Source organism: Brucella pituitosa, assembly GCF_003049685.1.
Lineage (GTDB): Bacteria > Pseudomonadota > Alphaproteobacteria > Rhizobiales > Rhizobiaceae > Brucella > Brucella pituitosa.
The window spans coordinates 40,895-66,779 of sequence record NZ_PYSY02000007.1 but is presented as its reverse complement, the minus strand read 5'-3'; the positions used below and the strand labels follow the sequence as shown (position 1 = coordinate 66,779).

Sequence of the window (25,885 nt, the reverse complement as noted above, 5' to 3'; positions counted from 1 at the left end):
AACCTAAGCAGATCGAGAGATGGTGGACGCGGTTGAAATTTAGCGGGGGGCTTGAACCAATTGAGGTTCTACAACCGCGTCCAACACGAATATAGGCAGAGGCATCTTTGTAGGCAACGTAAGGATATAAACGAATGAACTTTTTGCGTCGTATTTTTGGCGGGGTGCAACCGTCCTATCTCATCCGTTCTTATTTGATCGGGCTGATCTTTTTTGCCCTTATGATCGGCATGGCGCTGAGCGCCGAAATCAAGAATGGTTCGCCTGTCGGCCTGATCGTTTTCGCCTCGCTGAGCACATTGCTCTTTCCGTTCGCGAAGCTAGTCTGGGATGAACTTCGCGATCTGGCCTTCGGGAACAACGTGATTTTTATGAACGCGATCATGCTGTTCATGCTCAAATGGTTCGTCAACGCATGCCTCTGGGCGTTTGCGATCTTCGTTGCACCGATCGGAATCCTGTATTTGTGGTTCCGCACCCGCCAGCCTTTAGCCAGTGTGGATGATGAGGCATAAAGCAAGCACGGACGGATTGTATAATCATGCGGAAGATAGCGGTTGTTGTCAGCGCGATTGTCTTTGCGACTTCCTTTCCTGCAAAGGCTGACCGGCTTGTATGTTCTGACAAAGAACATCTGCGCTACATGAAAATGGTCGGTGAAGTTGGCGAAATGGGGATCGCCCTAAACCCTGTGGGGGAAGAACGTGCGGTCTTTGAGAGATTGACAGCCGCATATGAAGCACTCGACCCGAAGGGGCCGGTGACTTCTCTTTTCGTTGTACATATTCCTACCGGGCAGATGTACACGCAATCATGTGCGAAAGAGCGCTGCACGATGGAGGAAATGGCAAAACCGGAACAAGCCTGTCTGATCGATCACATGAACCAATGCAGCTATGTCGCGCTTCGCTTCCGAGGCGAAGAGTTCTGCCTACTCCGTCCGCCGCACAATTAGGGCCGGTTGGCCCGAACATTTGGAAGATGGTGGACGCGGTTGAGCTTAAGAGGGGGGCTTGAAGGGGTCGTTAGCGGGAGGGAACAAGAGTATTCGCGTGAAAAGGGGTTGGAGGTGATTGTTCAGTTCTGGACGACTTAGAGGTTTGAGCGGTTAGTCGTGGTGAAGCAAAGTCTAGCCACTTTTCAATAGACAGACGCCGGTTGCCGGGTGGGTCATATTCGGAAATTAGGTCGTCTTCTGACGCGAGGATGTACTCTCCATCGTCCGCATAGAATGCGCGGACATAGTGCGTCAATTGTAGGATTTGATCTCGTGCTCTCATGCTCCCGTACCCACTAAGATGTTGTAATAGCCGATTTTTCACCGAGCAAGCTTTTCCGACGTACAGGGGGCGTTCGTCGACATCTAGAAAGACATACAGTCCGGGTAGACCTCTTGCCCGGTTTGCGATGAATTCCAATAGGGCTGCCCATCCACGTAGGGCATTCTCGTTCGAGAGGGCGTAACCAACCGTCCGCATTATATCAGATTTACCCCACTTTGTCGGGTAGACAGTATTGTTGAAATCTATGGGGCAGTATCGGGCGCTATAAATTGGACCGTGGTCGAGAAAGGCAGCGGTGCGTTCGTATGAAGTGCAGCGCAAAAGCTCCGAAATTGGCATCGGATGAGGTATGTTCCTCATTGTCGCGAATGCTTTAAGCAGTTCCCGCAAGTTACCTGAATCTGATCGTTCACCATGAGGCGCTAGCGTCGGCAGTTTCTCCATGGCCTAGATTATGGCATAACTTATTCGATCTGCATCCCCTGCCCTGCCCTTTCTTTTCAAGGTGTTGAGGGATGCAATATTGTGATGCATTATCTTGATTACCACCAAAGGTTGAGGGATCAACGAATGACCAAAAAACCGAAGCATCGTCCTGACCTTACTGAATTCTTAGTTGAGAATGCCGCGCGGCTGGGGATTAACAAGGCTAGGCAGAAATCAAAGCAACATCCCGATGACTATACGGCAATATCGAAATGGCAGATTCATGACGAAGTGAGAGATAGCGAAATTTCCAGATTGGTTGTTCAGCTGGCGGATCATGGAATGCGGGTGGCCGAAATCGAGAATATCATGAAAGAGGTTCTCAAAGAGCAACTGAAAATATTGGAGATGGTTGAAAACGAGGAGGATATGCCTAAAGATTCGAAAATGAGCTAGGCAGGATCACGAATTTTGCAGGGCGCACGTGAAGATATTTTACCTCCCCTGTCCGAAAACGACTGATTATGGACAGAGCTTCACCACCTGACCATATATTATGCTAACAGGTTACGGAAATAGTTAGCATTACGGACAGCCTTTTGGGACAAAATCTAAAACAGTCGCTCTGATTGCCAGTCAAGAATGCACGTTCGTCCAATTCGGACGACTGGAATGAGGCCTGAAGCGGTCGGTCCGGTTTCGGAGGTTGCAGTAGATCTAGCTGCCTTGTGTTACTGCATTAACTCAGGGTGGAAAGCCAGTGGTGAAAGGCATTAACTTCATATCGAGGCAGGGCTTTTGGCGATGCGACGACATAGTAGGCCCATTTGACGGGCCAGCGAATGTCGGGCATGAGGTGGACGAGACGACCGCTGTCAATCTCCTGAGCTACCAGAGCCTTACGCACCAACGCTATCCCGCGGGCTGCGACCGCCGCATTGATGACCGCAGCCGTGGAGTTGATCTTCAATCCACGGTCGTCGGGAACATGGTTCGCGCCCGCACGTGTCAGCCATTCGCTCCAATTCGGAAAGTCCCCACCCGGATGCGGCGTGCCGTCGTGGATGAGTGTCTGTTCCGCGATCCAGCCTGCGGTCACCTCCCTCCCCTCGCGCAGTAGCCTGTTGTGGCAGACAGCAATGATTTCCTCGCCCATGAGGTACTTGGACTTTACTCCCTTCCAGTCGCCCAACCCATATTGGATGCCGATGTCCGCCTCACCCTGAGCCAGATCGATCACTCGATCAGAAACGTCCAGCCGAACGTCGACATTCGGCCATTTCGCCGAGAAGTCTTCCAGGCGAGCAAGAAGCCAGATCGCGACCAGAGCCTGGGACGCCGTCACGACGACAACCGACCGCGCAGCTTGCGCAGACCGGATTCAAGGAGGTCAAGCCCTTGTGCGATATCGTCGAGGGCTTCTTTAACCTCATCGACAGGGGCCAAGCGCTCCAAGGGACGCCCCTTTCGGGTGCGCCAGCCCTGTGCGGCATGCAAATCTATGGCCTCGCACGGTCACCGTGTCGGGTGGCGATGTGGTCGGCGGCCCCGATGGCGGATTGCCGGTGCCGGTTGCTGTGTTCTCTACCTTGCCGGCATCGATGTCAGCCTGCACTGGCGTATAGGTCGCCGTGAAGGTGAAGCTCGCCCCCGGTGCCAACGTCTGGGGCCCTTGGTCGAGCGACACCCCGGCATTGGCCAGCAGTGGATCGTCGACCGTGACATTGGTCATGGTGACGTTGCCGGTGTTGGTGACCAGGAACGAATAGGTGATCGTCTCGCCCAGATCGATCAGGCCGTTGCCGTTCTGATCATTGAGCGTGCCGGTCTTGTCGAGCGTCAGCGCAGGCGTCTGTGCCGGCGGCACGGTCACCGTGTCGGGTGGCGATGTGGTCGGCGGCCCCGATGGCGGATTGCCGGTGCCGGTTGCTGTGTTCTCTACCTTGGCCCCTGAACATTAAAGGGGCACAGATATACGGCAGGCGGATCATGGGGAGAACGGAATTACGCGGAAGCCGTTTTCGTCGAATGTCGGTTTTTCTTCCCAGAGGTAATCGCCGGTCAGGTTCACATGCTCCCATGTGAGCGGTGACAAGCTAGCCAGCAGATGATCCGGGATTGTCTGGCCCGCATTGCGCAGGGCATCGACGACGCGGCCGGTGTAGATTGTGTTCCAATGAATAATTGCAGTGACAACCAGGTTGAGCGCGGAAGCCCGGATCGAAAGGTTTCCCTGACTGCGATCGCGGAAACGACCGAGACGATGAAGATTGACGGCTCGCACGAGACTGTTCCGACTTTCGCCCTTGTTCAATTCAGCGGTAGTTGTCTTACGCAATTGCTCGTCGTTGATCCAGTCGAGGGTGAAGAGGGTTCGTTCAATCCGGCCCATCTGGCGCAACGCCTGGGCAAGGCCGCTTTGCCTCGTTGTCGCCGACAATCGCTTCAGCATGAGCGAGGCGCTGACGGTGCGCGTACGCAGCGAGGTCATAAGGCGCAAAATATCGTCCCAATGCGCCCTGATCAGATCGGTATCTATCCGACCACCCATAACATTATGCAGAATTCCATATTGCTTGGCCGGTTCGAAGCCATAGAGACATCGCCCATCGAGATCGGGAATGCGCGGCACGAATGCGAAGCCGAGTGCATGACAGAGGGCGAATACAAGATCGCTGACGCCGCCGCCATCAACGTGGTGACGGACGATATTAAGACCAGCATCAGTTTCCAGCAATGCGTCAAGCACGTGAACGGCTTCACTAGCCGTTGCGGCTATGATTTTTGTATGAAAGGGCGCGTAGCGAACAGAGATCGCGGTGTAGAGTTTGATAATCGGATTGTTTCCATACCTGCCATTGACGCCGCCTGCGACTTCGCCACCGTCGCCAAGATGGAAATGTTGTCCGTCCGATGAGGAAATTGTGTGCGAGCCGAATACTGTTGAGAACGGGGCAGAGTGATGAGCCTCAACCAGTTTGGCGAGCGCCAGCGCGAATGTCTCTTCGCGAAAATGCCAGATTGCCATCTGCTGTAGCTGGCGGCGCGTGATGCCGGGACAGGCATGCGCCATCTTCGAGAAGCCAAGATTTGTGGCTTCGGCGATCAGCGCCGCATAAAACACCCGCAGATCGGAAGGTGACCGACCGGTCTGGAGGTGCTCGAACAAGGAACTGAAGCCCGTCATCCGGTCGATATCGGCCACAAGGTCCGTCAACCGTATGGGCGGCATGGTTGTTGCCACCCGCCTTGCGAACGCGATTGCGGCTTCGGTTTCCGAAGTTCTGACCGCTGGGACCCGCAATCCTTTTGCGCCGATGCGAGTATCGCCCCGACTATTTTCCAGGCGACCTGCCGCCTCCTGCAGATGCGCCAACTACTTCAAATCATGCGTATATGATCCCGAGTAAAGTGGACGCGCTCTAGTGCGCGAAATTCCATCACGCCAAATAACTACTTGTGTTAATCTAATCACACAACCTATAATTTAAATAAAGCATTAGTTTCAGCTAATTGATTAAATTGAAAAAAAAGAATACAAAGATGAGATACTTACCTAACAGGCGCGGGAAATTTTAAATGAAAAAACTATGGTTGGCCAGCACGGCAATTATCAGTGCAAGCCTTTTCACGTCTGCAGCTTGGTCCGCACCATGTGCATCAAATTCCAATGGCACTTTCACATCCAATAACGCTACCAATAATGGCGGGTGTTCGATTGCCTCGGTCGCAGCAACTATCGGAGACAATTCCATCTGGAACACGGGCTTTCTCCTGTACAGCCAGAACATCAACCGCACAATGACTATCGAGAACGATCTCACGACGACATTGAAGGGAAGCACGGGAATTTCTGTCTATGGCACTGCGCCGACGGCATTCTCCACATTCGACGCGAGCGGCAGGACCATTAACCTGACCATCGAGAACCTGACGGCCAACGCATCTTTGCCGATAGGCGACAATATCGCAAAGGCGGGTGTCGGCGTCAGCCATGGCGGAACCATGACGATAGGCAGTCTCAATCTTACGATGCTTAATCTGCCAAACGGGAACGACGGAAGCACGTTCGGCCTCGGCCAAAGGTTTGAACATTATGGCATTGTCGTTGGATCAACTGTAAATGCTGCGGAAACGTTGGCGTTCAACGGTTATCAGTCGAAAGCGATTTTCGACAATATGAACATTAAGATGCAGTCGACCAATAATGGATGGAATGTGTATCCTCTCCTAGCCGGCATAAGGGTTATTCAGGGCGCTGGAGGGAATTCCGGAAACGGGTCGGCTGGTTATGTCGAAGTCAAGAATGATCTGGCGATCGACATCAATGCGACATCCAATGACGCCATCGGAATTTATATTTCAGGTTCGGAGCATAACGGCGTTGTGCCAGAAGTTCACCTGAACAACAGCAATATCAAAATCAAAAGCACGTCCTCACGCGCCAATGCTATCCGGCTGGGCAAGACTGCGAGCATCGGTACCGGAGAAGGCAGGCTTTTTTCAACCGGCCATATGGAAATCGATACTCTTCAAGCGGCTAATGATGCAGCTATCGACATAATATGGCAAGGGGCTGTTTTGGATGCAAATGCTGATACATCCAGCACGACCATCAGCGCCGGCCGTGAGGCTATTACGATCAGTGGTAATGCTAGCCAAGCAACGGCTCAGACCGTGACGTCGTTCAACGATCTGGTTGCCACAACGGCCTCCACGACAGCGAACCTGATCAATGTGGCCAATAATCAAAACGATTACCGTCTCAACATACGTGGGGTAAACAGCGACCTAAAGGCCGCATCAGCTGGCTGGCTTTTGAATGTCAATGGCACCGTACAGTCTCCCAGTGCTGTTACATTCAATGTCTCCGATGGTAAAATCACCGGCTTGGTCAATAAAGCGGCACCTTCCACTCTTGAAATCACCGTACAAGATGGCGCTCAGTGGATAATGCAGGAGAAAGGTGGTGCAACGCCATCAACCACGGCAACATTCACGCAGTTGAATATTGCCAATGCTGCAATTCTGGATGCGACAGCAGGAGCGGGCGCACTGTCAGACTTCGTTCTACAGGGCAATGTATTGGCGGAAACAGCTGGTGAAATTCGTCTTTATGACGGCACGGCTGGTGATCGCCTGACAATAAACGGCTCTTATACCGGCAATGGTGGTTTGATTACATTCGATACGGCCCTTGGTGACGACAGTTCGACAACCGACATGCTTGTCATCACGGGTGACACTGCTGGCACGACAAATGTCGCTGTGACCAACGCCGGCGGCGAAGGTGCGCAGACGGTTGAAGGCATCAAGATTATTGAAGTTGGTGGCGCATCCAATGGTACATTCTCGCTGCAAGGCGATTATGTGCATGAAGGTGAAAATGCTGTTGTTGCTGGTGCCTATGCCTACAAGCTTTATCAGGGTGGTGTTGCCAGCCCGGCCGATGGTGACTGGTATCTGCGTTCACAGATCAAACCTGTTGATCCCGTTGATCCCGTTGATCCCGTTGATCCCGTTGATCCTGTTGATCCTGTCGATCCAACCAATCCTGTTGATCCAACTGATCCTGTTACGCTTCCTAGCGAACCACTCTATCAAGCAGGCGTTCCAACCTATGAGAGCTATGCACAATCGCTGCTTGGCTTGAATGGCGTCCCCACCTTGCAGCAGCGTGTCGGCAATCGCTTCTGGGCAAGCAATGGCAATCGAGTGATTGCACAAGGTGCCGATCCGGTGGGAACGCCCTATGCCGCACCTGAGGAAGCAGGAGTGGCAATCGAGGGCAATGGTGTCTGGGGTCGTATCGAAGGCGCGCATAACAGCATTGAGCCACGCTTCTCCACCTCTTCCACCGAATATGATCAGAACATCTTCAAGCTGCAGGCGGGTCTTGATGGCATGCTGGCAGAAATCGAAAGCGGTAAGCTGATCGGTGGCGTCACCGTGCATTATGCCCATGGCAAGACCAAGACGAAATCCGTGCATGGTGATGGTGAAATCTCCACCGACGGCTATGGCTTTGGCGGAACTCTGACATGGTATGGCGAAAACGGCTTCTACCTTGATGGTCAGGCACAACTGACATGGTACAGAAGCGATCTCAACTCAACACTTGCTAATAGCACCCTTGTCGATGGCAATGACGGCTTTGGCTATGCGTTGTCCATTGAAGGTGGCAAGCGCATTGCGATCGATCAGGCATGGTCGCTCACGCCACAGGCGCAGCTTTTCTATTCTAGCGTTGATTTCGATGACTTCGCCGATACATTCGGCTCACAGGTCAGCCTTGACCGTGGTGACAGTCTTCAAGGTCGTCTTGGTCTGACGCTTGATCATGAAAGCTCATGGCAGAATGCCAATGGCAAACTTGATCGTGCACATGTCTATGGCATTGCCAATCTCTATTACGAGTTCCTGGAAGGCACGAAGGTCGATGTTGCGGGCACAAGCTTTGCCAGCCGCAATGATCGTCTGTGGGGCGGGCTTGGAATTGGCGGTTCCTACAACTGGAACGACGACAAATATTCGATCTATGGCGAAGGTCTCGTCAACACCAGCCTCAACAATTTTGGTGACAGCTACTCCCTCAAGGGACAGGCTGGATTCCGAGTTAAGTGGTAACAGCCTAAAAAAGCCCGCCACGTCAATGACGGGGCGGGCTTAATGAAAATCATTCAGGGTGGAGACGTCGACTTTCGTCGCTCGTAATCTTCCCGCGCCTGCATGGTTGCCGTAAGGGCCGCTACTGCATTCAATATTCCGACCATGCTATCCTGCATGCGGTCCAATCTTGTCAGCGCATCATTCTGGAATTTGGCAGCGGTGGCGTCTGCCGTGGCCTGCTTTGTCTCAACAATCGTAAGGCGATCATTGACCTTGGTAGATTGGTCAATCGCTGTCGTTGCCGTCTTCTCAATGCGATCAATGCGCGACACTTGAAACGCAATAGCATTCTGACTTGCCGTATCCTGCTTTTCAAAGCGACTGTCCAGCCAGTTTAGACCGAAATAAACAACCAGGCTGGCCAGAGGTAACGCCATCGCCATCGAAACACGAGCGACAGCCCGGAGAATGACACTGTCTGCAATCTTCTGAATGCGCTCGCCTGTCATGGTATTATCCTCCATCATCTCATTCCCCGCCAAGCCATCATAAAAATCAGCACATCGATCTGCGCGCGCATTCTGTCGATCAAGCGCCTGCCGTTCGCGCTTCAGCACTGATCGAGCTTCGACCCCATCGATCAGCGGTGCATGATCCTCTTTTTTACGGCAATCATCCGGATATGCAGGCAATTGCCGTCCTGCCTGCGCCCTACCTGCCTGTTGCGCCGCATCCTGCAAAAGCCTGTCACTTGCGCAGGAACTCAATATCATCGCGATCAAGCAGGCAAATCCGCCCCGCATCAGCAAGCCGCTTTTCATAGTCGCTAATCTCCTGTTCCGTTTGTTCAATGCGTGCGGCTTCAGCTGCGCGGGCGTTGCGCAGCTGCACCTGATAGGCTTCGATAACGAGGGCATTGGCGCGTCTGATCAATTTGAGCTGATCGAGTTCAGCTTTCAGGGCCAGCGCCTGAAACTCCGGCACCTGCCCTTATTTCGCCTGCCCCTCGAACGCGGCCCCGATATAAGGAATACCCTTCAGCACCGGGACACCGTTGTAATAGATGGATGCAAGCACGATCCCGATTGCAATGCCTGCAGTCACCTTAATGGCGTCGAGGATCTGGCTCATTTCAAGCCCGCCAGACAAAGTTCAAGCTCACCGATGCGTTGTGCGTCGCCCCGCTCGCGCCGCTTGCGCAAACCCTCCCCGACCTTGCCGCCAGCACGATTGAATGCCGTCATAGCGTTGCAGGGCACTGCCAAGTTGTTTGATCTAGTTGTTTCCGGTATCGATGAGGCATGAAATTACCGAGTTCTTTTCCCCGGTTGAAGGGATTTCGTTTTCTGCGTGAGATTGTCGCTTATGCAGTATGGGCCTATTACAGGTTTGCGCTGAGCACGGCCGATGTGGAAGACCTGCTTGCCGAGCGCGGCGTCATTGTCAGCCGGGAAACCATTCGCCTCTGGATTAATCGCTTTGTCGTCATTTTGCGGACTGTATCCGCAGGGATCGACCAAAGCCAAACGACAAATGGCACATTGATGAGGTCGTCATCACGATTGGGGGAAAGAAGTATTGGCTTTGGCGGGCCATTGACGCAGATGGCGATGTTCTTGATATTCTGGTTCAAACACGCCGTAACACAAAGGCTGCCAAGCGTTTTTTCACCAGACTGATCCGGCAATACGGTCAACCACGTGTCGTTGTGACGGATAAGCTGCGCAGCTATACCAAGCCAGTACAAAAAATCGCGCCAGATGCCGATCATCGTGCTCATAAAGGCCTGAACAACAGAATTGAAAATTCGCACCGCCTGAGCCGAAAACGGGAGAAAATCATGGGGCGGTTCAAATCGCCTCGTCAAGCCCAACGCTTCTTGTCAGCACACGATCAAATCAACACCATCTTCCGTCCTCGCCGCTATAATCTCACTGCTATCTCCTACCGCCATGCACGTACCGATGCATTTGCATTATGGCGTGACTACACGACCGAAATGACCGCTTGATAAACACAGGCGAAAGCTGCTCAAAGCCCTATTCAAACAACTTGGCAATGCCACACGTCATTATGATTTAGGCATGATAACATAGACAGCCGATCTCACATCACGTTCACACGATCCGCTTTTCTCGAAGCCTAGTTCGCGCGGGCGCATGAGGGCGGGAACAATTTCAAGGGTGGAACATTCCCTGACAGCCGTGCGAGATTGTTCGCCGGACATAGGATATGTCCATGCTTCCACGAATTGCGATCATCGGCACGGGTCCAACCGGCCTCTACACGTTCAAACAACTGATCGGCTCGACCGTTCCCCTGTCGATCACCCTTTATGAAGCAGAGGGCGAACCGGGCAAGGGCACGCCCTATCACCCCGACATGAACGACCCGGCCATGCTCTCCAACATTCCGAGCATCGAGTTGCCCGCCTTTACCGAAACGCTGGCCGACTGGCTGCGGCGGCAGAATGACGACACGCTGATGCGCCACGGCATCCGCCGCGAAGCGATCGACGAGCGCGAATTCTACCCGCGCCTGGTACTTGGCGACTATATGCAGGCACAGTTCGAGCGCATGCTGGCGGTGGCCGCCGAGCGTGGTCATGAGGTCACCGTGCTCGCTCACCACAAGGTGGTGGATATCGAGATCCAGGACGATGCGATCCGCCTGCGGGTGTCCAATCCCGATGGGGAGAGTGACGCGAGTTTCGGCCATGTGGTGATGGCGACCGGTCACAACTGGCCGGACAGCACGGAAATCCGTCCCGGTTATTTCGTTTCGCCCTGGCCGGCGACCGTTTTGAAGTCGATCCGCAATGAACCCGTCGGCATTCTCGGCACGTCGCTGAGCGGCATCGACGCCCTGATGACCGTCGCTACGGCGCATGGCATGTTTTACAGCGACGCGGCCGGCGATCTGCAATATCAGCCGGCTGCCGGAACAGAGGAGTTTCGCGCGACGCTGATGTCCCGCAAGGGCATCCTGCCGGAGGCTGACTTCTACTGCCCGCTGCCCTATATGGAGCCACAGGTTTGCACCGATCAGGCGATCGACGCCCTGATCGCGACGGGCCGGCATGATCTCCTGGACGAGGTCTTCGATCTCTTCCGCCGCGAAATCGTTGCCGCCGACCCGGATTATGCCGCCCGCATCGGCCTGTCGCAATTGACCGTCGAGACATTTGCCGCCGCCTACTACGCCGACCGGACCGAGAGCGATCCCTTCGTCTGGGCGGCGAAGAACCTCGCCGAGGCCGAAGACAACAGGGTAAAGCGCTACACCGTGCCGTGGCGCTATGCGATCCTGATCACCCACGAGATCGTCGCGCGCGTCATTCCGCATCTGGACGAGAAAGACCTCAAGCGCTTCCATGGGCATTTCAAGGGCATCTTCATCGACGACTATGCAACCGTGCCGCTGATGTCGATCCGCCGTCTGCTTGCGCTGTCGCGTGCGGCTAAGCTGTCGATCCTGCGGCTCGGCGAAGACTACACGATCCGCACGGCCGAGGACGGTCTGGAGCGGGGCGCGGAGGTCGAAGTGTCAGGCATGGTGCATCGCTTCGGGGCCTTCATCGATGCGACAGGCCAGGAAACGCTATCGGCGACGGATCTCCCCTTTCCGACGCTGGTCGATCAGGGAGGCGTGCGCGAAGCCGCGACACCCAAGGTCGAGGCGATCATGTCGCTCAACCGGGACCACGATATGGTGCGCACCGGCGGCATCGATGTCGATGAGTTCTATCGCCCTCGTCTCGGCCTGATGTCGGAAGGCCGGCTCTATTGCGCAGCGATCGCCTTCCTGCTGCACAAGGAGCCCTTCGTTCAGGGAATCACCAGTGCCCGGGATATCGGCGAAACCGTCGGTCGGGCAATCCTGAAAGATATCTCTGAGGCGGAGATGCCGCTCTTTCAGATCTCGGCGTAAACCGCATCACCGACGCTGATCGTCGCGCCCTCGGTGGGCGTGGCATAGACGCCGAGATTGCGTTTGTTGTGGCGCATAATCCCGCGCAGCACATCGGGCTCTTCCGCCATGCCGGGCTGTGCCACGAGCGTCATGCCACAGCGGCGCGACGCCTCGGTGACGCGGATATCCTCATCTCCGATCCGCACGGTATGATCGACCCACTCATTCTCGATGAAACCTTCGCCTTCTTCCGTTTCGATCAGCACGGAGGGCCGGAACCGTCTTCCGTCCAGCGGCGGAAGGCCGGTCACCGCGGCGAGCGCCTCCGTCGAAGCCGTCGTCACAAGGTGAAGCGGCGCCGGCTTGTAACGGTTGGAGACGACGGGGAAGCGATAATCGCCAGACCCGACGAGCCCAACCGCGACCGGGAAGCCGAAATGCTCCGCCAGACGGTCAGGCAGTGCGCCGTCATCGAGCGCATGCTCGGCGCCGTCGGCGAAGCGCAGCACCGGAAGCCCGAAGGGCGGTTGCGAGGCGGTGATGAAGAGGGCGGGACGCCAGCGCGTTTCCTTTCTCGGGGGCGGCGGCGAGGCCGGTTTCCGGATCGAACAGCGCGAACCGTCGGTCGCCTGCGATGCCCTCAGGCGACACGGTGATCGAGGCGAGCGTCTCCCCGCCAAGAGAACTCACCGGATAGCGCCAGACTTCCCGCACTCGACCGATTTTTTCGCATAGTTGTTCCTTCATTCACCAATATTCAATATCCACCGAACACGGCTTGATGTTCCAGAAAACTGGGACCCGGGACTAGTTTGCAATCTTTTTGCGAAGATTGATGCAGCAACCTAACGCCTTTCTACAGATCTTGATTCGGACTGCCCAAACGGGGATTTTTGAAGGTTGGCTGACGCCAACTTGTTTGCCAGCGTTCCAAGCCGGTCCGCGCGGTTTGGTAGGGCCGATTGTGAGATACTCATTTCAGTTCTCGTCTAGCCACGATTGGCCAGAGAGAGTTCGCAGAGTTCCTAGCTGCGAAGCAGGCGCAGGCGCAGGCAGACATTCTGCTCTTATTGGGCGAACTATTGAAGCGCGCGAAGCCTTCAGTGACGACCTACATCCGGTCCCTGAACTCTTTCACACTCATTCCAACCCATGATTTGAAAGTCCTTTGGAAATACGCGCTATCCTGAAAGCCCAGGCTGCTGGCGATTTCGTCGATGGGCAGTTCCCCTGCGGCCAAGAGCAATCGTGCCCTTTCCATTCGACGTCGAAGCACGTGCTGGTATGGGGTCTCTCCAGTGGACGCCTTGAAGGCCCTGCTGAAATGGAACCGACTTAGGCCCGCGAGTGCAGCAAGGCTCGATAGGCTGAGATCTGAGCCAAGGTTCTCCTCGATAAACTCGTCGATCAGAGCCAGAGGCGCTCTGCCAAGGGGCGGCGGCTGTCTCAATGCCGGCATTGTTGCTTTGTGGATCGCCAAGATCGTGATCAGGCCCAATGCTTCTTCGTATAGAGCATCAGAATGATCTCGCTTTAGCAGGCCGGGCCATTGGCGCAGGTATCCCGCGACTTCGTCGCTTCGGTAATAAACCTTTTCATCGACATGTTCGGCGAAGCGAGTGTCCAGCTCCTGCCGGATAGCTGCCGGATCAAAATAGATAGCTGCGAACGAGTTGTTCCGCCTTTGGAGTTCGGACCAGCCAGTGACGCGTGCACCCCGCGGGACATAAGTCAGCGTGTGGCGGAGGTCACGGCGGTTGTCCTCCAATCCATCCCCTGCACGTATGCCCCCATCTTCCAGGACAATGTCATGGTAGGCGCAAAAATGGAGGTCGCTCGTCCAGTCGTAACTGAAAGCAGCACCCAACTCTGGTTGAAGGTACTCCACCGTGAAGCCGCTGAGCTTCCTTGCGTGACGTTGCGGCGAATGGGCCAACCCCTGAAGGGCAAGCAACTCATTTCGTTCCATTTTTAGCGTAATCTTGCTTTCCTCATAAAATTATTGCTACCTAGCGCTCTATTCAAGTTGACGTGATCGGCGGGATTGGGTGGGACACAGAACCACACGTTTCGCGACCCCGCTAGCCAACTCCCAGCTCCGATACCGTCACTCTTACGTGATCACATCATCTGATAAAGTATTTAGAGACCTTCTGATGCACAGAAAAACATCCGCACTGACAGGCAACAAAATGCTCGGTCTGGAGCGAAGCGCTCTTATCGGCGCAGTTACCGCGATCTTCTTTTTCGTCATCAGCACCGCGCTAACCGTTTACACAGTCCAGAACGTCAGAGACAGCAATGCGAGAGTGACGCAAACGCATGGCCTTGTGGTGGCACTCGACCTGCTTCTGATCGACATACAGGATGCAGAAACGGCACTACGTGGGTTTCTCCTGACCTCTGAGCAGGCTTATCTCTCGCCCTATCACCGTGCACTTCCCCAGGTTCAGAGCCGTATGGAAACGATCAGCTCGGCCGCCACGGCCGAGATGCGCGAACGTGGGAGTATCGAGGAACTCCGGGCGTTTGTCTTGTCCAAGCTCGAAGTCATGGCGCAAACACTGGAGGTCTTCGAGACACGAGGAGCGGCCGACGCGTTGACCCTGGTGAAATCAGACCGCGGCCGCAGCGATATGGACGGTATCCGCAACGTCATCTCCCAACTGCGCAATGAAGCTGGTGAAGAGCGGAGCCAGCGCCTCGAGGAGATGGATGCATCCTACATTATCGCCTGGGCGAGCGCGCTAGCTTCGGGGGTGCTTGGCATTGTCCTGACCCTCGCGATCTCCGCACTTGTGCGAAAATCCACTCTGGAGCAGCAGCGCGAGCAGTGGCTGAGGGATGCACAACTCGGCTTAGCTGCATCTGTCGTCGGTGAGCAGCCGATCGGAGAACTTGGCGAAAACATCCTGGGCTTCCTGACAAACTATCTCGGTGCCGTGGCAGGTGCCATTTATGTCGAAAATGCCGGCCGCTTTCATCGCATGGCCGCGCACGGTGTGCCGTCGGACGTGACCCTGCCCGCAAGCTTCGGCCAAAACGACAGCCTGTTCGGCCATGTATTGCGGGATCACCGTCCGATCGCGGTTGGCGAGGTTCCGGATGGCTACATCAACTTCGGTTCCGCTCTTGGACAGCAGAAGCCCCGTTACCTCGCCTTGGCGCCTGCGATCGTCGAAGGCGACACCAGAGGCGTTTTCGAACTCGGCTTCCTCACTCCTATCAGCGATCAGACTTTGGTGCTCCTCGAACAGGTTTCAGAGCTGATTGCCGTCGCCATCCGTTCGGCGGGATTCAGAACCCGCCTCCAGGCTCTTTTGGAAGAAACCCAGCGTCAGTCGGAAGAACTGCAGGTCCAGGGCGAGGAACTGCGCGTTTCCAACGAGGAGCTGGAAGAACAAGGACGCGCACTTCGCGAACAACAGAGCCGCCTGGAACAGCAGCAGGCAGAACTCGAACAGACCAACTCGCAGCTCGAGGAGCAAGCGGATGAACTGGAACGGCAGCGGGACGATCTTGAACGGTCGAAAGACGCCATCGAGGCCAAGGCGAAGGAAGTGGAACTTGCCAGCCGCTACAAATCGGACTTTCTCGCGAATATGTCGCATGAGCTACGAACACCGCTGAATTCGTCGCTGATCCTTGCCAAACTCCTGGCTGACAATTCCGAGGGCAATCTGACGGCCCAACAGGTCCAGTTCGCCCAGACCATCCAGTCATCTGGCAATGATCTGTTGAACCTGATCAATGACATCCTGGACCTGTCCAAGATCGAGGCGGGACATGTGGAGATCAATGCGGAAGCGGTGTCCATCGAGAGGACCGTCACTGGGCTTCGTCACATGTTTGAACCGCTCGCAACCAACAAAGGCCTGCAGTTCAACGTCTCGGTCGAGGCGGGCGTGCCCGCAGTCATCCAAACCGATCCGCAGCGCCTTGAGCAGGTTCTCAAGAACCTCTTGGCGAATGCGCTGAAGTTCACCGAAAACGGCAGCGTCTCGCTGAGTGTTGGCGCCCGCAATAACAATCAGGTCGCCTTTTCGATCCAGGACACGGGTATCGGAATTGCAGACGAGCAGCAAAAGCGGATCTTTGAAGCCTTTCATCAGGCGGACAGCACCATCAGCCGCAAGTTCGGCGGCACTGGGCTTGGTCTGTCGATTTCTCGCGAACTGGTGCGCTTGCTTGGAGGCCGCTTCCAGCTTCAAAGCCAGCTTGGCGAGGGCAGCACGTTCACCGTCATCATCCCGGCCGAGTTCGACAGTGCGCTGGTCCAGGCTCCAAAACAGGATCGTGCCCCGCCCGTCGCGTCCGCTGCAGAACCCGTCTTCCGCACGGAGGCAGAGATCACTGCACAAAAGCCGAAGGCAGTCGCTATCGTCGATGACGACCGTGCAGCATCCGAGGCAACGGCCCGCAAGCTGCTGATTGTCGAGGACGATCAATCCTTTGCACTCATCCTGCGCGATCTCGCCCGTGAGCTGAAGTTCCAGGCGCTCGTAGCCGGAACCGCTCAAGAAGCCCTGGAACTCGCCCATCAATATCTGCCGAACGCGATCCTGCTCGATGTCGGTCTTCCTGACCAATCCGGCCTTTCGGTGCTTGACCGCCTGAAGCGTGACGTACGGACGCGCCATATTCCGATCCACATCCTCTCCGCCGAAGATTACTCCGACAGGGCTCTCTGTTTGGGCGCCGTCGGCTATGCGCTCAAGCCCGTACAACGCGATCACCTGGTGTCGATGATCGAGTCCTTAGGCGCGAAGGCCGAACAAACGCTGCGGCGCGTGTTGATCGTTGAAGACAACGCCGTTCAAAGGGACGCTCTGTCGAAACTCCTGTCGTCGCATGATGTCGAAACGGTGGGGGCCGGGACTGCGGCAGAGTGCATCTCGTTGCTGGCCGAACAGACCTTTGACTGCATGGTGCTGGATCTATCGTTACCGGACACGTCCGGCTTTGCACTTCTGGAAACGTTGAGCGAAGCAGGCATGTATTCCTTCCCACCTGTCATCGTCTACACCGGACGCGTTCTCTCGTCCGAAGAAGAGCAGAGGCTTCGCCGTTACTCGAAATCCATCATCATCAAGGGTGCTAAATCGCCGGAACGGCTGCTCGACGAGGTTACACTCTTCCTGCACCAGGTCGTCTCCGAGCTGCCGGACGAGCAGCAGCAAATGATCCGCAAAGCCCGCAATCGCGATGAACTGCTGGAAGGGCGCCGCATTCTGATCGTCGAGGACGACGTGCGCAACGTCTACGCCCTGACCAACATCCTCGAACCACGCGGGGTGATCGTCGATATCGCCAGAAATGGCGAGGAAGCACTGGAAAAACTGGAGCAATCGATAAGCAACCCAGACGGACGGATCGATCTGGTTTTGATGGATGTAATGATGCCGGTCATGGATGGCCTCACCGCAACCCGCCACATCCGCAAGAATTCAGCATGGCAGAAGTTGCCGATCATCACCTTGACCGCCAAGGCAATGCCTGACGATCAGAAACGCTGCATTGAAGCCGGTGCCAATGACTATATGGCAAAGCCGCTTGACGTCGAAAAGCTTCTGTCTCTCGTGCGCGTCTGGATGCCGCAATGACGGAGACGTTCGAAAAGGTGGAGGATATAGAGATCCGACTGCTGCTGGAGGCGCTTTATCATCGCTACCACTATGACTTTCGCAGCTACGCCATGTCGTCGATCCGGCGGCGGTTGCGCCAGGCACGCGAACAGTTGGGCTTTGCCACCATCTCAGCCATGCAGGAGCGCGTCCTTCATCATCCCGAGATGCTTGACGACATGCTCCGCTTCCTTACGGTCCAGGTCAGCGAGATGTTTCGCGACCCGTCCTACTTCGCGGCGATCCGGGAGAAGGTCGTTCCGCATCTTCGCACTTACCCCTCCTTGAAGATCTGGATTGCCGGATGCAGTTCGGGTGAAGAGCTCTATTCCTTTGTCATCCTTTTTCGCGAGGAAGGGCTTGAGGAGCGAACCCTCTTTTATGCGACGGATATTAATCCAGAGGCCCTCGCCCAAGCGGAAGCCGGAATCTATGACATCGAACGGGTCAGATTGTTCACCGAGAACCATCGTGACTCCGGCGGCAAGGGATCTTTGTCTGACTATTACACGACGGGCTACAACCGGTGCATCCTGGACAAAAGCCTGCGGCGCAATGTCGTGTTCTCAGATCATAGTCTTGTGACAGACCAGGTCTTTGGTGAGATGCAATTGGTCTCCTGCCGGAACGTCATGATCTATTTCGATCGGGATCTACAGGACAGGGCTGTCGGTCTTTTCCGGGATGCGCTGCCACGCAACGGCTTTCTCGGTCTGGGCTCGAAGGAAACGCTAAGCTTTTCCGCCCACGCCGATGGCTTCCGGGAGTTCGTCCGAGATGAGAAGATCTATCAGAGGATCGGCTCGTGAAGGACAATCCGAACGGTGCGATCATCATCGGCGCCTCTGCAGGGGCGCTTGAAGCGCTGTCCGTGATATTGCCGCCACTACCTGCGACTTATCCATATCCCATCTTCGTCGTGGTGCACTTACCGCCAAACAAACGCAGTGTGCTCGCCGCGATTTTTGACCTCAAATGTCAGCTTCGCGCCATCGAGGCGGAAGACAAAGTGCCCGTGGAAGCCGGGTTCATCTACTTCGCGCCCCCTAATTATCATTTGTCGTTCGAGGGGCGAACGCATGTCGCTTTATCCAGCGAAGAAGAGGTCCTCTTCTCGCGGCCCTCGATCGACGTGGCATTCGAGAGCGCGGCAGACGCCTGGGGCAGCCAACTGACAGCGATTATCCTGACGGGCGCCAATCATGACGGTTCCCAAGGCCTTTCGGCCGTCGTTCGTTCTGGCGGAACGGCAATCGTTCAGGATCCGACCGAGGCTTTCACTCGGGCCATGCCCGAAGCTGCTATCCGCGCATGCCCAGGCGCTCAAGCTTTGACCTTGTCCAAGATTTCAACCTATTTGCAGAACATCGAAAATGAACACTGACGTCAAATTTCTCTTGGTTGACGACCTTCCAGAGAACCTGCTTTCTCTGGAAGCTCTGCTACAACGCGACGAGCTGATGCTATTGAAGGCGCGGTCCGGCGATGAGGCTCTCGAACTCCTTCTGCAACATGATGTGGCACTGGCGCTGATCGACGTTCAGATGCCAGGTTTGAACGGCTTCGAGCTTGCCGAACTCATGCGAGGCAATGAGCGGACACGGCGGGTTCCGATCATTTTCGTGACTGCCGGTACCCATACAGCCGAGCGGCGGTTCCAGGGATATGAAGCGGGCGCCGTCGACTTTATTCAAAAACCGATCGAGCCGGATATTCTGCGCAGCAAGGCAGAGATTTTTGCAGAGCTCTATCGTCAGCGTAAAATGATTTCCGAACAGCGCGACCTTCTCGAGGCGCAGACTCGCGCGCTTCAGCTCGCCGACAAGCGAAAGAACGAGTTCATCGGCGTTCTCGTCCATGAACTGCGCAACCCACTCGCCGCTTTCAATGGCGGGCTGAAAATTCTTTCGAGAAAGCCGGATGCTGGCAAGGTGGAGCAGATCCATGGCCTCATGCACCAACAGATGGACCACATAATCAGGCTCGTTGACGACCTGCTCGATGTGTCACGGATAACGCAGGGCAAAATCAATCTCGTTAAGGCTGACTTTGACTTGAGAGATGCCATTCACTCTGCGCTGGACATGACAGGACAGGCAATCGAGGAGCGAAACCATGCAGTGACCATCAGGGTTCCGGATCAGTCCTGCATGATATCCGCTGACAAGGTTCGGCTGACACAGTGCATTTCAAACCTCGTGAATAATGCCGCAAAATACACGCCAATGGGCGGTCAGATTGAGGTAGCGCTGGAGTTACATCCGCGCACCTATCGCATAAGCGTAACTGACAATGGGCTGGGCCTCACTACCGAGGCCGCTGGCGCAATCTTCAGGATGTTTGAGCAAGTCGAAGAGCATCGGAAGCATGCTCATGGGGGACTTGGGATCGGCCTCGCCCTCGTCAAGCAACTCATGGAGCTACACGGCGGCGATGTTTCGGTATGGAGTGATGGTCCGGGGTTGGGCAGCGTTTTCACGCTTGAGCTACCGATACAGGTAGCGATAGCTCCATAGTGGAGAATGGCTGCTTCCAGGATGTGTTCTGGCGCCCTCGAATGACGGAAATGACGGCGCGTAGCCGCCTGGCAGCTATCTGTGCCGGAATATATCCTTCGGGCCGGAAGGCGAATTTATTCAGCGCACTGAGAGGGGAGAAAGGCGCTCTGCCCTCTCTCCCCCACAAGCACTAAACCCGTCTCCCCATGCTTCGGCCTGCGGCCTGCAGCACCGGCCGCATTTCCATGAAATACGTCTCGGCCCTCCGGGTGGGTGATCCCCCTCCGGTTTAGCGCTTGTCCGGCATCATCGAATACGCAGTCAGGGTACCGGGCTCAGCTTGAACGAGCGCTAACGCCGAGGTCGGGAAATCGGCGACATCGCTCTCCTTTCCGGGCCTGGCCTTCAATGGCACGTACAGCGCAAGTTTGGGCATGATCAACTCCTCAATGTAAACCAACAGATCCAGTCCTGCGTTTCGGCGAAGGCATATGCCGCAGAGCCAGCCAGTACCGGGATCGACAGCAATCCGGTTCCAACGATGCCGAGGCTGAACAGGACAAAGGCAAAATTGCCGGCGATCGGCCTTAGCGCTTCGGCGACATCAGCCGCCGACTTGATATCCGTCTTGCCATTAGCGTGCAGTGTCGCAGCCGCACACATCATGATCGCGACAGCGACGATGGTGGAAACGGCCATACCCGCGAGGGTATCAAGCTCGATCCGGTTCAGCTCTTTGGGAGCTTGACGCGGCGCCTCCTCAAGCGGCTTGGCTTCGTCCTGCGATCGATCTCTTCCACCTCCTGGCTCGACTGCCAGAAGAACAAGTACGGACTGATTGTCGTGCCGAGGATCGCAACGACCACGGTGAAACTGTCGGTGTTCAAGGGAAAGGTTGGCCAGACAAATCCTTTCAACGTCGCCATCCAGTCGATCTTTACCACAAACAGGACGGCGATGTAGGCGAACAGGACCAGCGTCAGCCACTTCAGGATGTTGGCATATCGCTCATTGGGAATGAACATCTGCAGCCCTAGTGACAAGAGGGCGAAGAAGATGGTGATCGGCAGGCTCGGCATTCCCGTCGCGAGCTCGACCGACGCACCCATCGCCGCGAGGTTCGCGCCAATATTGATGCAGTTGGCAACGAATAGCAGACAGACCAACCCGGTGACGAGCCATTTCGGCCAGATGGCACCCATGTTGACCGCCAACCCCGATCCGGTCACGCGGCCAATTCTGGCGCTGACAAGCTGGATTGCCGACATCAGCGGATAAGACAGTAACATGATCCAGACCATGTTGAAGCCGAACTAGGCGCCGGCCTGGGAGTAGGTTGCGATCCCACTTGGATCGTCGTCGGCGGCTCCAGTGATTAGGCCAGGGCCAAGCTTCTTCAGAACCGAGCCTGATGTCGGACGCGACGTGGCATGCCCGGAAGGGGGCGCGGGTAGCGGTCCGTCAATTGAGGTCTTCACATCAGTCGTCCCGATTAGCGGGTCGCGCCAAAGATCCAGGCGACCGCAGTTGTGAGGACTACAGCAGTGAGCGGGTTTTCCTTGATTCAGCCGCGAACGCTACTTGTGAAATCCTCGCTTTGCTGGTTCTCAGGAGCGCTGGCTTTGACACGCTCAGCCTCTTTCGGGTCGGTGCGGCCTGCCGGTACGGAGGTTATCGTGTGAGAAACAGGATCCGACGCGGGAAAGGTATCTTCGAGGCCTTTATCGAGATCGCCCTTGTCCTCCTCTTGCCGCTGTCGTGCCTTCTCCAACTCGTAAGCCTGAACTGCGGGTGAAGAAGATTTGGGATCGTCGGCCATCGGGGCTCTCCAGGATGAGGTGCCAGATAACATCCCGAAACGATAAGTTCCGATGGTGCATCAGCGCCGTACCCTGTCGTACATTCTTCTTGTTGACGTCCCCCTCTACTTGTCGCTGTTTTGCTGAGCATTAGTTCATCGTGATGGAAAGATGACGACATTCCACAAAAACGAAACCGCGAGAAGAGCTCCTTGGCGGACAGGAAGCAACGCTTCGACTCAACGCATGACAGCGCCATGGCGTCAATCAAGGCGGAGGCGGAGGAGCGGCGGCTGAAGACCGAGCGCTTGCGCAAGATGCGGCTTCAGTCGGGAAGTTGACGGAATTTACCCGCCTACACACTCTCGCTTGAGCGGCGAAACGTATCGTTGGGGGCAAGGCCTGACCTGACGCATCCGGAAACGCGCCTGAGAATGCAAATCTGACTTTGAGCGGACCAGACGCGTTCTGACATCGCGCTGTCATCTCCCTTCGCTATCTCATCTTCGAATGGAGAAGGTGATGGCAAGAGAACTGGCATCAGACATTGAGGATATCGCGCGGACGATCGCCGAACTCGCTCTCCCGGGAATGCGACCGAAGGATCTCGTAGACGCGGTCAGAAAGAAACACGCTGCTGCGTCTAAAAAAGAAATATGTCGGGCCGCCTTCTACGCGGTTATTCTGGCCGCTGACGAGGAGCCAGGCCGCGCCGAGGGGCTCCACGAGTTGGCGAGCGTCACACGAAACGAGCTCGACGAATAGAAGGGTCTTGCCAGGTAGCGATCAATGAAACGCAATAAAGCGCTTGGGAGCAATGCAGTCTCGCCCGGCATGATGATCCGTTGCGTATTGGATCGTCTCGACCAGCTCCAGGTCCATCACCGGTTTTGAGATTACTCCGAGAGCGCCTCCGACGCCTGAGCCAAGCTGTTCCGGATTGCCGGGCATGAAGACGACGGTGACCCCGTCTGCTGCGAGACGTCGGCCAATCTCTGGGCCTGTCGCACCATCGATCAGATTGACGTCGACAAAGGCAACCTCTGCCTTGTCGGCAAGCTCATACGCTTCCTTTGCCGTGGTTGCCGTCCCGATGGCCTCATGCCCGAGCGACAATACCGCCTCTTCGACCGCGCCAGGTAGCAGCCACTGGTCTTCGACGATCAGGATATTCATCATGCTTACCTTTCCTCGTGAGCCACAAAATCACTGCGTCAATACTTTGTTCCGGCCTTGGGCGATTTTTGCTCAGCTGGTGACGTGTGACCTTTTTCAAGGAACCAATGTTGGACTCCGCTCGTTCAATGCTTGTCGCAACAATCTGGAATGCGGATGACCAAGCCTGACGAGAAACTTTCGCTGATCGAAGAACAGCTTGTCATCGACAAGCGCGCCGTCATAGACGGCCGCGTTCGCGTCACCACGAAAACCGAGTTTGTCACCGAGAAAGCGGAAGCACGCCTAGACAGCGAGAATGTCGAGGTCACGCGTGTGGCAATCGGACGTGAAGTGTCAGAAGCGCCGGGTGTTCGCACGGACGGTGACGTGACCATTATACCTGTGATGGAGGAGGTTCTCGTTGTCGAAAGGCGCCTTATGCTGGTCGAAGAGATCCACATCCGCCGCGTCGCCACCACTGACGACGTCTCCATTCCGGTCGAACTGCGCAAGCAACGTGCCACCATCGAGCGCGACAACCCCTGAGCTAATTATCAATCCGAGAAAAGGAGAAATTCATGACCTACAGCGAAACCACATCGTCCTACCGCGCCTCGTCATCGAACACGGTGACGGCCTTCTTCGAAAACCGCAGCGATGCGGACGCCGCCGTCGAACGCCTTGCGGAAGCCGGGATTGCCCGCGACGGCATTCGCGTCGTCGCCGGAAAGGAGTCTACAACCTCGACTGAAGTTGCCTCCGAGCACAAGGGGTTCTGGGAGAAGCTGGAAGACTTCTTCTTTCCCGACGAGGACCGCGCCGTCTATTCCGAAGGTCTTCGCCGCGGTGGCTATCTTGTGACGGTCAGCAACGTCACCGCCGCCTCTTATGACAAGGTTATCGATATCCTCGATGACGAGGGCAGCATCGATCTCGATCAGCGCGCAGAGAGCTGGCGCTCGGAAGGGTGGAACCAGCAGGAGACCGTGAGTTCGTATGGCGCCTCCGCCAATCGTGCCAGCGCAACCGGAACGGCAGCTCTGGAGGCTGGCCGTGAAGAGGTTATCCCGGTGGTCGAGGAAGAGCTTCGCGTCGGCAAGCGTGACCTCAATCATGGCCGCGTGCGTGTCCGTTCTTACGTGGTCGAAAATCCTGTCAGCGAACAGGTATCGCTGCGCGACGAAAACGTCAGCATCGAGCGTCGCACGGTCGACCGCCCTGTATCGGGAACGGAAAACGCGTTCGTCGACCGCACGATCGAGGCAGAAGAGCACCATGAAGAGGCTGTCGTCTCGAAGGATGCGCGCGTCGTCGAAGAGATCGCGCTGCGCAAGACCGCCGAGCAGCGCGAGGAGACCATCAACGCTAGCGTCCGCCGTACCGAGGTGGAAGTCGAAGACGAGCGGTCCGACCGCGCCGTCCGCAAGGACTAATCAAGGCTCTTCGTTTGATGTAACTGCAGCAGAGACCGGCGATCTCATCGCCGGTCTTTTTTGTTTCTTGTGGTACGGGAACCGAAAGGCAATTGCCGCGTTAGTATGGCACTCACGTTCCCGTGATCAAGAGGATGCACCATGACCGAACCTGTCTCCGTCCACGTGTCGCGCGAAGCGGCTTATGTCGACCCCTCCCTTACAGCCACATTGCAAAAGGTGTCTTGGGGCGCGATCTTCGCCGGGGTCGTCCTGGCGCTTGCCGTCCAGTTCCTCCTCAATCTTCTGGGAGTGGGCATCGGCGCCGCCGTGATCGATCCCGCAACCTATGATAACCCGAATGCAAGCACCTTTTCCATAGCCGGTGGCGCGTGGTTCGTTGTGGCCGGCATTATTGCTTCCTTCGTCGGCGGTTATGCCGCCAGCCGCCTGTCCGGCCGTCCGAGCCGCTCGACCGGCGGGTATCAAGGTGTAACCACCTGGGCTGTCACCACTCTTGTCATCCTCTACCTGCTGACCACGTCGGTCGGTGCCCTCATCGGCGGCGCGTTCAGTGGTCTGTCCAGCATTGTCGGTGGCGTTGGCCAGACGGCCGCGACCGCTGCCACGTCGGCAGCCCCTGCCCTTGCGACTTCTGCAAACCCGATGGCCGGGATAGAGCAACAGATCCGTGACGCGTCTGGCGGCAACGATCCGGCAGCCCTGCGTGATGCAGCCGTTTCGGCGGTCCAGGCTGCCGTGACCGGTGACCAGGCAAAGGCCGCAGATGCCCGCAATCGCGCCGCTGATGCGATCGCCAAGGCACAGAACATCCCGGTCGATCAGGCCCGCACCCAGGTCGAGCAGTACGAGAAGACCTATCGCGACAATGTTGCTGCGGCCAAGCAGCAGGCGCTCGAGGCGGCGCAGACGGCCACCAAGGCAGTGTCGGCCGGCGCGATCCTGGGCTTCTTCGCCCTCCTGCTCGGGGCTGTGGCGGCCTGGTTCGGCGGTTCCTACGGCACGAAGAAGGCGTTGCTTCTGGCCGAAACCACCACTCGCCGCACGATTTGACAAGATGAAGGCCGCCGGAAACGGCGGCCTTCTTCCTTGCTTGACCTTTCTCCAATGAAGCCTCTCCATCCACCGGGTGGAGAGTCTCTC

The 25,885-nt window shown here is 56.2% G+C and carries 27 protein-coding genes and 2 pseudogenes; 14 read left to right on the top strand and 15 right to left on the bottom strand.

Going from position 1 to position 25,885, the window contains the following annotated elements:
• The first annotated feature begins 134 nt into the window (after positions 1-134).
• Together C9380_RS24590 and C9380_RS24585 are read left to right on the top strand one after the other, a co-directional pair.
• Entirely contained in the window at positions 135-515 is a 381-nt protein-coding gene (locus C9380_RS24590) for a hypothetical protein (RefSeq protein WP_128094978.1), read from the top strand.
• Positions 516-541: 26 nt separating this feature from the next.
• Positions 542-955 carry a hypothetical protein gene (locus C9380_RS24585; protein ID WP_128094977.1) on the top strand — a complete coding sequence of 138 codons (414 nt, stop codon included), beginning with the start codon at positions 542-544 and terminating at the stop codon, positions 953-955.
• Between the two features lie 70 nt (positions 956-1,025).
• Here the strand turns inward: C9380_RS24585 and C9380_RS29030 are convergent, their stop codons facing one another.
• Positions 1,026-1,478, bottom strand: coding sequence for a GIY-YIG nuclease family protein (locus C9380_RS29030; protein ID WP_494337300.1), 453 nt, complete (start codon positions 1,476-1,478; stop codon positions 1,026-1,028).
• A 375-nt stretch (positions 1,479-1,853) separates the two neighbouring features.
• Between C9380_RS29030 and C9380_RS24580 the strand changes: the two genes are divergently transcribed.
• Positions 1,854-2,165, top strand: a complete 312-nt coding sequence (locus C9380_RS24580) for a hypothetical protein (protein WP_247877685.1) — start codon at positions 1,854-1,856, stop codon at positions 2,163-2,165.
• 283 nt (positions 2,166-2,448) lie between these two features.
• Here C9380_RS24580 and C9380_RS24575 read toward each other — a convergent pair whose 3' ends face one another.
• The 3 genes and pseudogenes from C9380_RS24575 to C9380_RS24565 form a co-directional block, all read right to left on the bottom strand.
• A complete protein-coding gene (locus C9380_RS24575; RefSeq protein WP_247877684.1) occupies positions 2,449-3,054 on the bottom strand; it encodes a LysR substrate-binding domain-containing protein in 606 nt (201 codons plus the stop codon).
• 84 nt (positions 3,055-3,138) lie between these two features.
• Positions 3,139-3,582: a DUF7507 domain-containing protein gene (locus C9380_RS24570; RefSeq protein ID WP_024899694.1), complete on the bottom strand. Its 444-nt coding sequence runs from the start codon at positions 3,580-3,582 to the stop codon at positions 3,139-3,141.
• Between the two features lie 114 nt (positions 3,583-3,696).
• A pseudogene (locus tag C9380_RS24565) lies at positions 3,697-5,076 on the bottom strand (Tn3 family transposase); the annotation flags it as partial.
• 212 nt (positions 5,077-5,288) lie between these two features.
• Between C9380_RS24565 and C9380_RS24560 the strand changes: the two are divergent.
• The gene (locus C9380_RS24560) at positions 5,289-8,336 is read left to right on the top strand and encodes an autotransporter family protein (RefSeq protein ID WP_128094976.1); all 3,048 of its coding nucleotides are present in this window, start codon (positions 5,289-5,291) and stop codon (positions 8,334-8,336) included.
• A gap of 53 nt (positions 8,337-8,389) precedes the next feature.
• Here C9380_RS24560 and C9380_RS28040 read toward each other — a convergent pair whose 3' ends face one another.
• The 3 genes from C9380_RS28040 to C9380_RS26995 are packed head-to-tail and all read right to left on the bottom strand — an operon-like array spanning position 8,390 to position 9,449.
• Complete coding sequence (locus tag C9380_RS28040; RefSeq protein ID WP_252869893.1) at positions 8,390-9,100, bottom strand: hypothetical protein; 711 nt, start codon at positions 9,098-9,100, stop codon at positions 8,390-8,392.
• A complete protein-coding gene (locus C9380_RS24550; protein WP_128094975.1) occupies positions 9,066-9,302 on the bottom strand; it encodes a hypothetical protein in 237 nt (78 codons plus the stop codon). The genes C9380_RS28040 and C9380_RS24550 overlap by 35 nt, the downstream gene beginning before the upstream one ends.
• Positions 9,303-9,308: 6 nt before the next feature.
• A complete protein-coding gene (locus tag C9380_RS26995; protein ID WP_164844746.1) occupies positions 9,309-9,449 on the bottom strand; it encodes a hypothetical protein in 141 nt (46 codons plus the stop codon).
• A gap of 170 nt (positions 9,450-9,619) precedes the next feature.
• On the opposite strand from C9380_RS26995, the pseudogene C9380_RS24540 reads away from it, so the two are divergent.
• Positions 9,620-10,329, top strand: a pseudogene (locus tag C9380_RS24540) (IS6 family transposase).
• Positions 10,330-10,550: 221 nt separating this feature from the next.
• Positions 10,551-12,248 (top strand): FAD/NAD(P)-binding protein, encoded by a 1,698-nt coding sequence (locus C9380_RS24535; RefSeq protein ID WP_247877683.1) that lies wholly within the window; start codon positions 10,551-10,553, stop codon positions 12,246-12,248.
• Here the strand turns inward: C9380_RS24535 and C9380_RS24530 are convergent.
• The 3 genes from C9380_RS24530 to C9380_RS24525 form a co-directional block, all read right to left on the bottom strand.
• The gene (locus tag C9380_RS24530; RefSeq protein WP_164844745.1) at positions 12,233-12,739 is read right to left on the bottom strand and encodes an MOSC domain-containing protein; all 507 of its coding nucleotides are present in this window, start codon (positions 12,737-12,739) and stop codon (positions 12,233-12,235) included. The two genes, C9380_RS24535 and C9380_RS24530, sit on opposite strands and share 16 nt — an antisense overlap.
• Positions 12,699-12,977, bottom strand: coding sequence for an MOSC N-terminal beta barrel domain-containing protein (locus tag C9380_RS28740; RefSeq protein WP_164844744.1), 279 nt, complete (start codon positions 12,975-12,977; stop codon positions 12,699-12,701). The genes C9380_RS24530 and C9380_RS28740 overlap by 41 nt, the downstream gene beginning before the upstream one ends.
• 364 nt (positions 12,978-13,341) lie before the next feature.
• Entirely contained in the window at positions 13,342-14,199 is an 858-nt protein-coding gene (locus C9380_RS24525) for a helix-turn-helix transcriptional regulator (RefSeq protein WP_024895866.1), read from the bottom strand.
• Positions 14,200-14,386: 187 nt separating this feature from the next.
• Here C9380_RS24525 and C9380_RS24520 point away from each other — a divergent pair, with 187 nt between their 5' ends.
• From C9380_RS24520 to C9380_RS24505, 4 genes are read left to right on the top strand one after another with little or no spacing between them, the layout of a single operon-like run.
• A complete protein-coding gene (locus tag C9380_RS24520; RefSeq protein ID WP_024895865.1) occupies positions 14,387-17,833 on the top strand; it encodes a response regulator in 3,447 nt (1,148 codons plus the stop codon).
• Complete coding sequence (locus C9380_RS24515; RefSeq protein WP_128094973.1) at positions 17,830-18,663, top strand: CheR family methyltransferase; 834 nt, start codon at positions 17,830-17,832, stop codon at positions 18,661-18,663. Before C9380_RS24520 ends, C9380_RS24515 begins: the two co-directional genes overlap by 4 nt.
• Complete coding sequence (locus C9380_RS24510; protein WP_128094972.1) at positions 18,660-19,238, top strand: chemotaxis protein CheB; 579 nt, start codon at positions 18,660-18,662, stop codon at positions 19,236-19,238. The genes C9380_RS24515 and C9380_RS24510 overlap by 4 nt, the downstream gene beginning before the upstream one ends.
• Complete coding sequence (locus C9380_RS24505; RefSeq protein ID WP_024895862.1) at positions 19,228-20,370, top strand: hybrid sensor histidine kinase/response regulator; 1,143 nt, start codon at positions 19,228-19,230, stop codon at positions 20,368-20,370. Before C9380_RS24510 ends, C9380_RS24505 begins: the two co-directional genes overlap by 11 nt.
• A gap of 271 nt (positions 20,371-20,641) precedes the next feature.
• Here the strand turns inward: C9380_RS24505 and C9380_RS24500 are convergent, their stop codons facing one another.
• The 4 genes from C9380_RS24500 to C9380_RS24490 form a co-directional block, all read right to left on the bottom strand.
• Positions 20,642-20,788, bottom strand: coding sequence for a hypothetical protein (locus C9380_RS24500; RefSeq protein ID WP_247877682.1), 147 nt, complete (start codon positions 20,786-20,788; stop codon positions 20,642-20,644).
• A gap of 2 nt (positions 20,789-20,790) precedes the next feature.
• Positions 20,791-21,051 carry a divalent metal cation transporter gene (locus C9380_RS28035; protein WP_252869889.1) on the bottom strand — a complete coding sequence of 87 codons (261 nt, stop codon included), beginning with the start codon at positions 21,049-21,051 and terminating at the stop codon, positions 20,791-20,793.
• Between the two features lie 29 nt (positions 21,052-21,080).
• Positions 21,081-21,653 (bottom strand): NRAMP family divalent metal transporter, encoded by a 573-nt coding sequence (locus C9380_RS28030; RefSeq protein WP_252869888.1) that lies wholly within the window; start codon positions 21,651-21,653, stop codon positions 21,081-21,083.
• Positions 21,654-21,916: 263 nt separating this feature from the next.
• Positions 21,917-22,171, bottom strand: a complete 255-nt coding sequence (locus tag C9380_RS24490; protein ID WP_024895861.1) for a hypothetical protein — start codon at positions 22,169-22,171, stop codon at positions 21,917-21,919.
• A gap of 502 nt (positions 22,172-22,673) precedes the next feature.
• On the opposite strand from C9380_RS24490, the gene C9380_RS24485 reads away from it, so the two are divergent.
• Entirely contained in the window at positions 22,674-22,916 is a 243-nt protein-coding gene (locus tag C9380_RS24485) for a hypothetical protein (protein ID WP_024895860.1), read from the top strand.
• Positions 22,917-22,937: 21 nt separating this feature from the next.
• On the opposite strand, the gene C9380_RS24480 is transcribed toward C9380_RS24485, so the two are convergent.
• On the bottom strand, positions 22,938-23,330 hold the full coding sequence (locus C9380_RS24480; protein ID WP_036566598.1) for a response regulator: 393 nt from the start codon (positions 23,328-23,330) through the stop codon (positions 22,938-22,940).
• A 153-nt stretch (positions 23,331-23,483) separates the two neighbouring features.
• Here C9380_RS24480 and C9380_RS24475 point away from each other — a divergent pair, with 153 nt between their 5' ends.
• From C9380_RS24475 to C9380_RS24465, 3 genes are all read left to right on the top strand, one after another.
• Positions 23,484-23,855: a YsnF/AvaK domain-containing protein gene (locus C9380_RS24475; RefSeq protein WP_024895858.1), complete on the top strand. Its 372-nt coding sequence runs from the start codon at positions 23,484-23,486 to the stop codon at positions 23,853-23,855.
• A gap of 32 nt (positions 23,856-23,887) precedes the next feature.
• On the top strand, positions 23,888-24,742 hold the full coding sequence (locus C9380_RS24470) for a YsnF/AvaK domain-containing protein (RefSeq protein ID WP_128094971.1): 855 nt from the start codon (positions 23,888-23,890) through the stop codon (positions 24,740-24,742).
• A 141-nt stretch (positions 24,743-24,883) separates the two neighbouring features.
• Positions 24,884-25,795 (top strand): PhnA-like protein, encoded by a 912-nt coding sequence (locus tag C9380_RS24465; RefSeq protein WP_128094970.1) that lies wholly within the window; start codon positions 24,884-24,886, stop codon positions 25,793-25,795.
• Positions 25,796-25,885: the final 90 nt, after the last annotated feature.

Excerpts from the sequence above, each read along its gene's own strand:
- C9380_RS24590 (WP_128094978.1), top strand. The coding sequence starts at position 135 with ATGAACTTTTTGCGTCGTATTTTTGGCGGGGTGCAACCGTCCTATCTC.
- C9380_RS24585 (WP_128094977.1), top strand. The coding sequence starts at position 542 with ATGCGGAAGATAGCGGTTGTTGTCAGCGCGATTGTCTTTGCGACTTCC.
- C9380_RS29030 (WP_494337300.1), bottom strand. The coding sequence starts at position 1,478 with ATGCGGACGGTTGGTTACGCCCTCTCGAACGAGAATGCCCTACGTGGA.
- C9380_RS24580 (WP_247877685.1), top strand. The coding sequence starts at position 1,854 with ATGACCAAAAAACCGAAGCATCGTCCTGACCTTACTGAATTCTTAGTT.
- C9380_RS24560 (WP_128094976.1), top strand. The coding sequence starts at position 5,289 with ATGAAAAAACTATGGTTGGCCAGCACGGCAATTATCAGTGCAAGCCTT.
- C9380_RS26995 (WP_164844746.1), bottom strand. The coding sequence starts at position 9,449 with ATGAGCCAGATCCTCGACGCCATTAAGGTGACTGCAGGCATTGCAATC.
- C9380_RS24535 (WP_247877683.1), top strand. The coding sequence starts at position 10,551 with ATGTCCATGCTTCCACGAATTGCGATCATCGGCACGGGTCCAACCGGC.
- C9380_RS28740 (WP_164844744.1), bottom strand. The coding sequence starts at position 12,977 with ATGAAGGAACAACTATGCGAAAAAATCGGTCGAGTGCGGGAAGTCTGG.
- C9380_RS24525 (WP_024895866.1), bottom strand. The coding sequence starts at position 14,199 with ATGGAACGAAATGAGTTGCTTGCCCTTCAGGGGTTGGCCCATTCGCCG.
- C9380_RS24520 (WP_024895865.1), top strand. The coding sequence starts at position 14,387 with ATGCACAGAAAAACATCCGCACTGACAGGCAACAAAATGCTCGGTCTG.
- C9380_RS24515 (WP_128094973.1), top strand. The coding sequence starts at position 17,830 with ATGACGGAGACGTTCGAAAAGGTGGAGGATATAGAGATCCGACTGCTG.
- C9380_RS24505 (WP_024895862.1), top strand. The coding sequence starts at position 19,228 with ATGAACACTGACGTCAAATTTCTCTTGGTTGACGACCTTCCAGAGAAC.
- C9380_RS24500 (WP_247877682.1), bottom strand. The coding sequence starts at position 20,788 with ATGCCCAAACTTGCGCTGTACGTGCCATTGAAGGCCAGGCCCGGAAAG.
- C9380_RS28035 (WP_252869889.1), bottom strand. The coding sequence starts at position 21,051 with ATGGCCGTTTCCACCATCGTCGCTGTCGCGATCATGATGTGTGCGGCT.
- C9380_RS28030 (WP_252869888.1), bottom strand. The coding sequence starts at position 21,653 with ATGGTCTGGATCATGTTACTGTCTTATCCGCTGATGTCGGCAATCCAG.
- C9380_RS24490 (WP_024895861.1), bottom strand. The coding sequence starts at position 22,171 with ATGGCCGACGATCCCAAATCTTCTTCACCCGCAGTTCAGGCTTACGAG.
- C9380_RS24485 (WP_024895860.1), top strand. The coding sequence starts at position 22,674 with ATGGCAAGAGAACTGGCATCAGACATTGAGGATATCGCGCGGACGATC.
- C9380_RS24480 (WP_036566598.1), bottom strand. The coding sequence starts at position 23,330 with ATGATGAATATCCTGATCGTCGAAGACCAGTGGCTGCTACCTGGCGCG.
- C9380_RS24475 (WP_024895858.1), top strand. The coding sequence starts at position 23,484 with ATGACCAAGCCTGACGAGAAACTTTCGCTGATCGAAGAACAGCTTGTC.
- C9380_RS24470 (WP_128094971.1), top strand. The coding sequence starts at position 23,888 with ATGACCTACAGCGAAACCACATCGTCCTACCGCGCCTCGTCATCGAAC.
- C9380_RS24465 (WP_128094970.1), top strand. The coding sequence starts at position 24,884 with ATGACCGAACCTGTCTCCGTCCACGTGTCGCGCGAAGCGGCTTATGTC.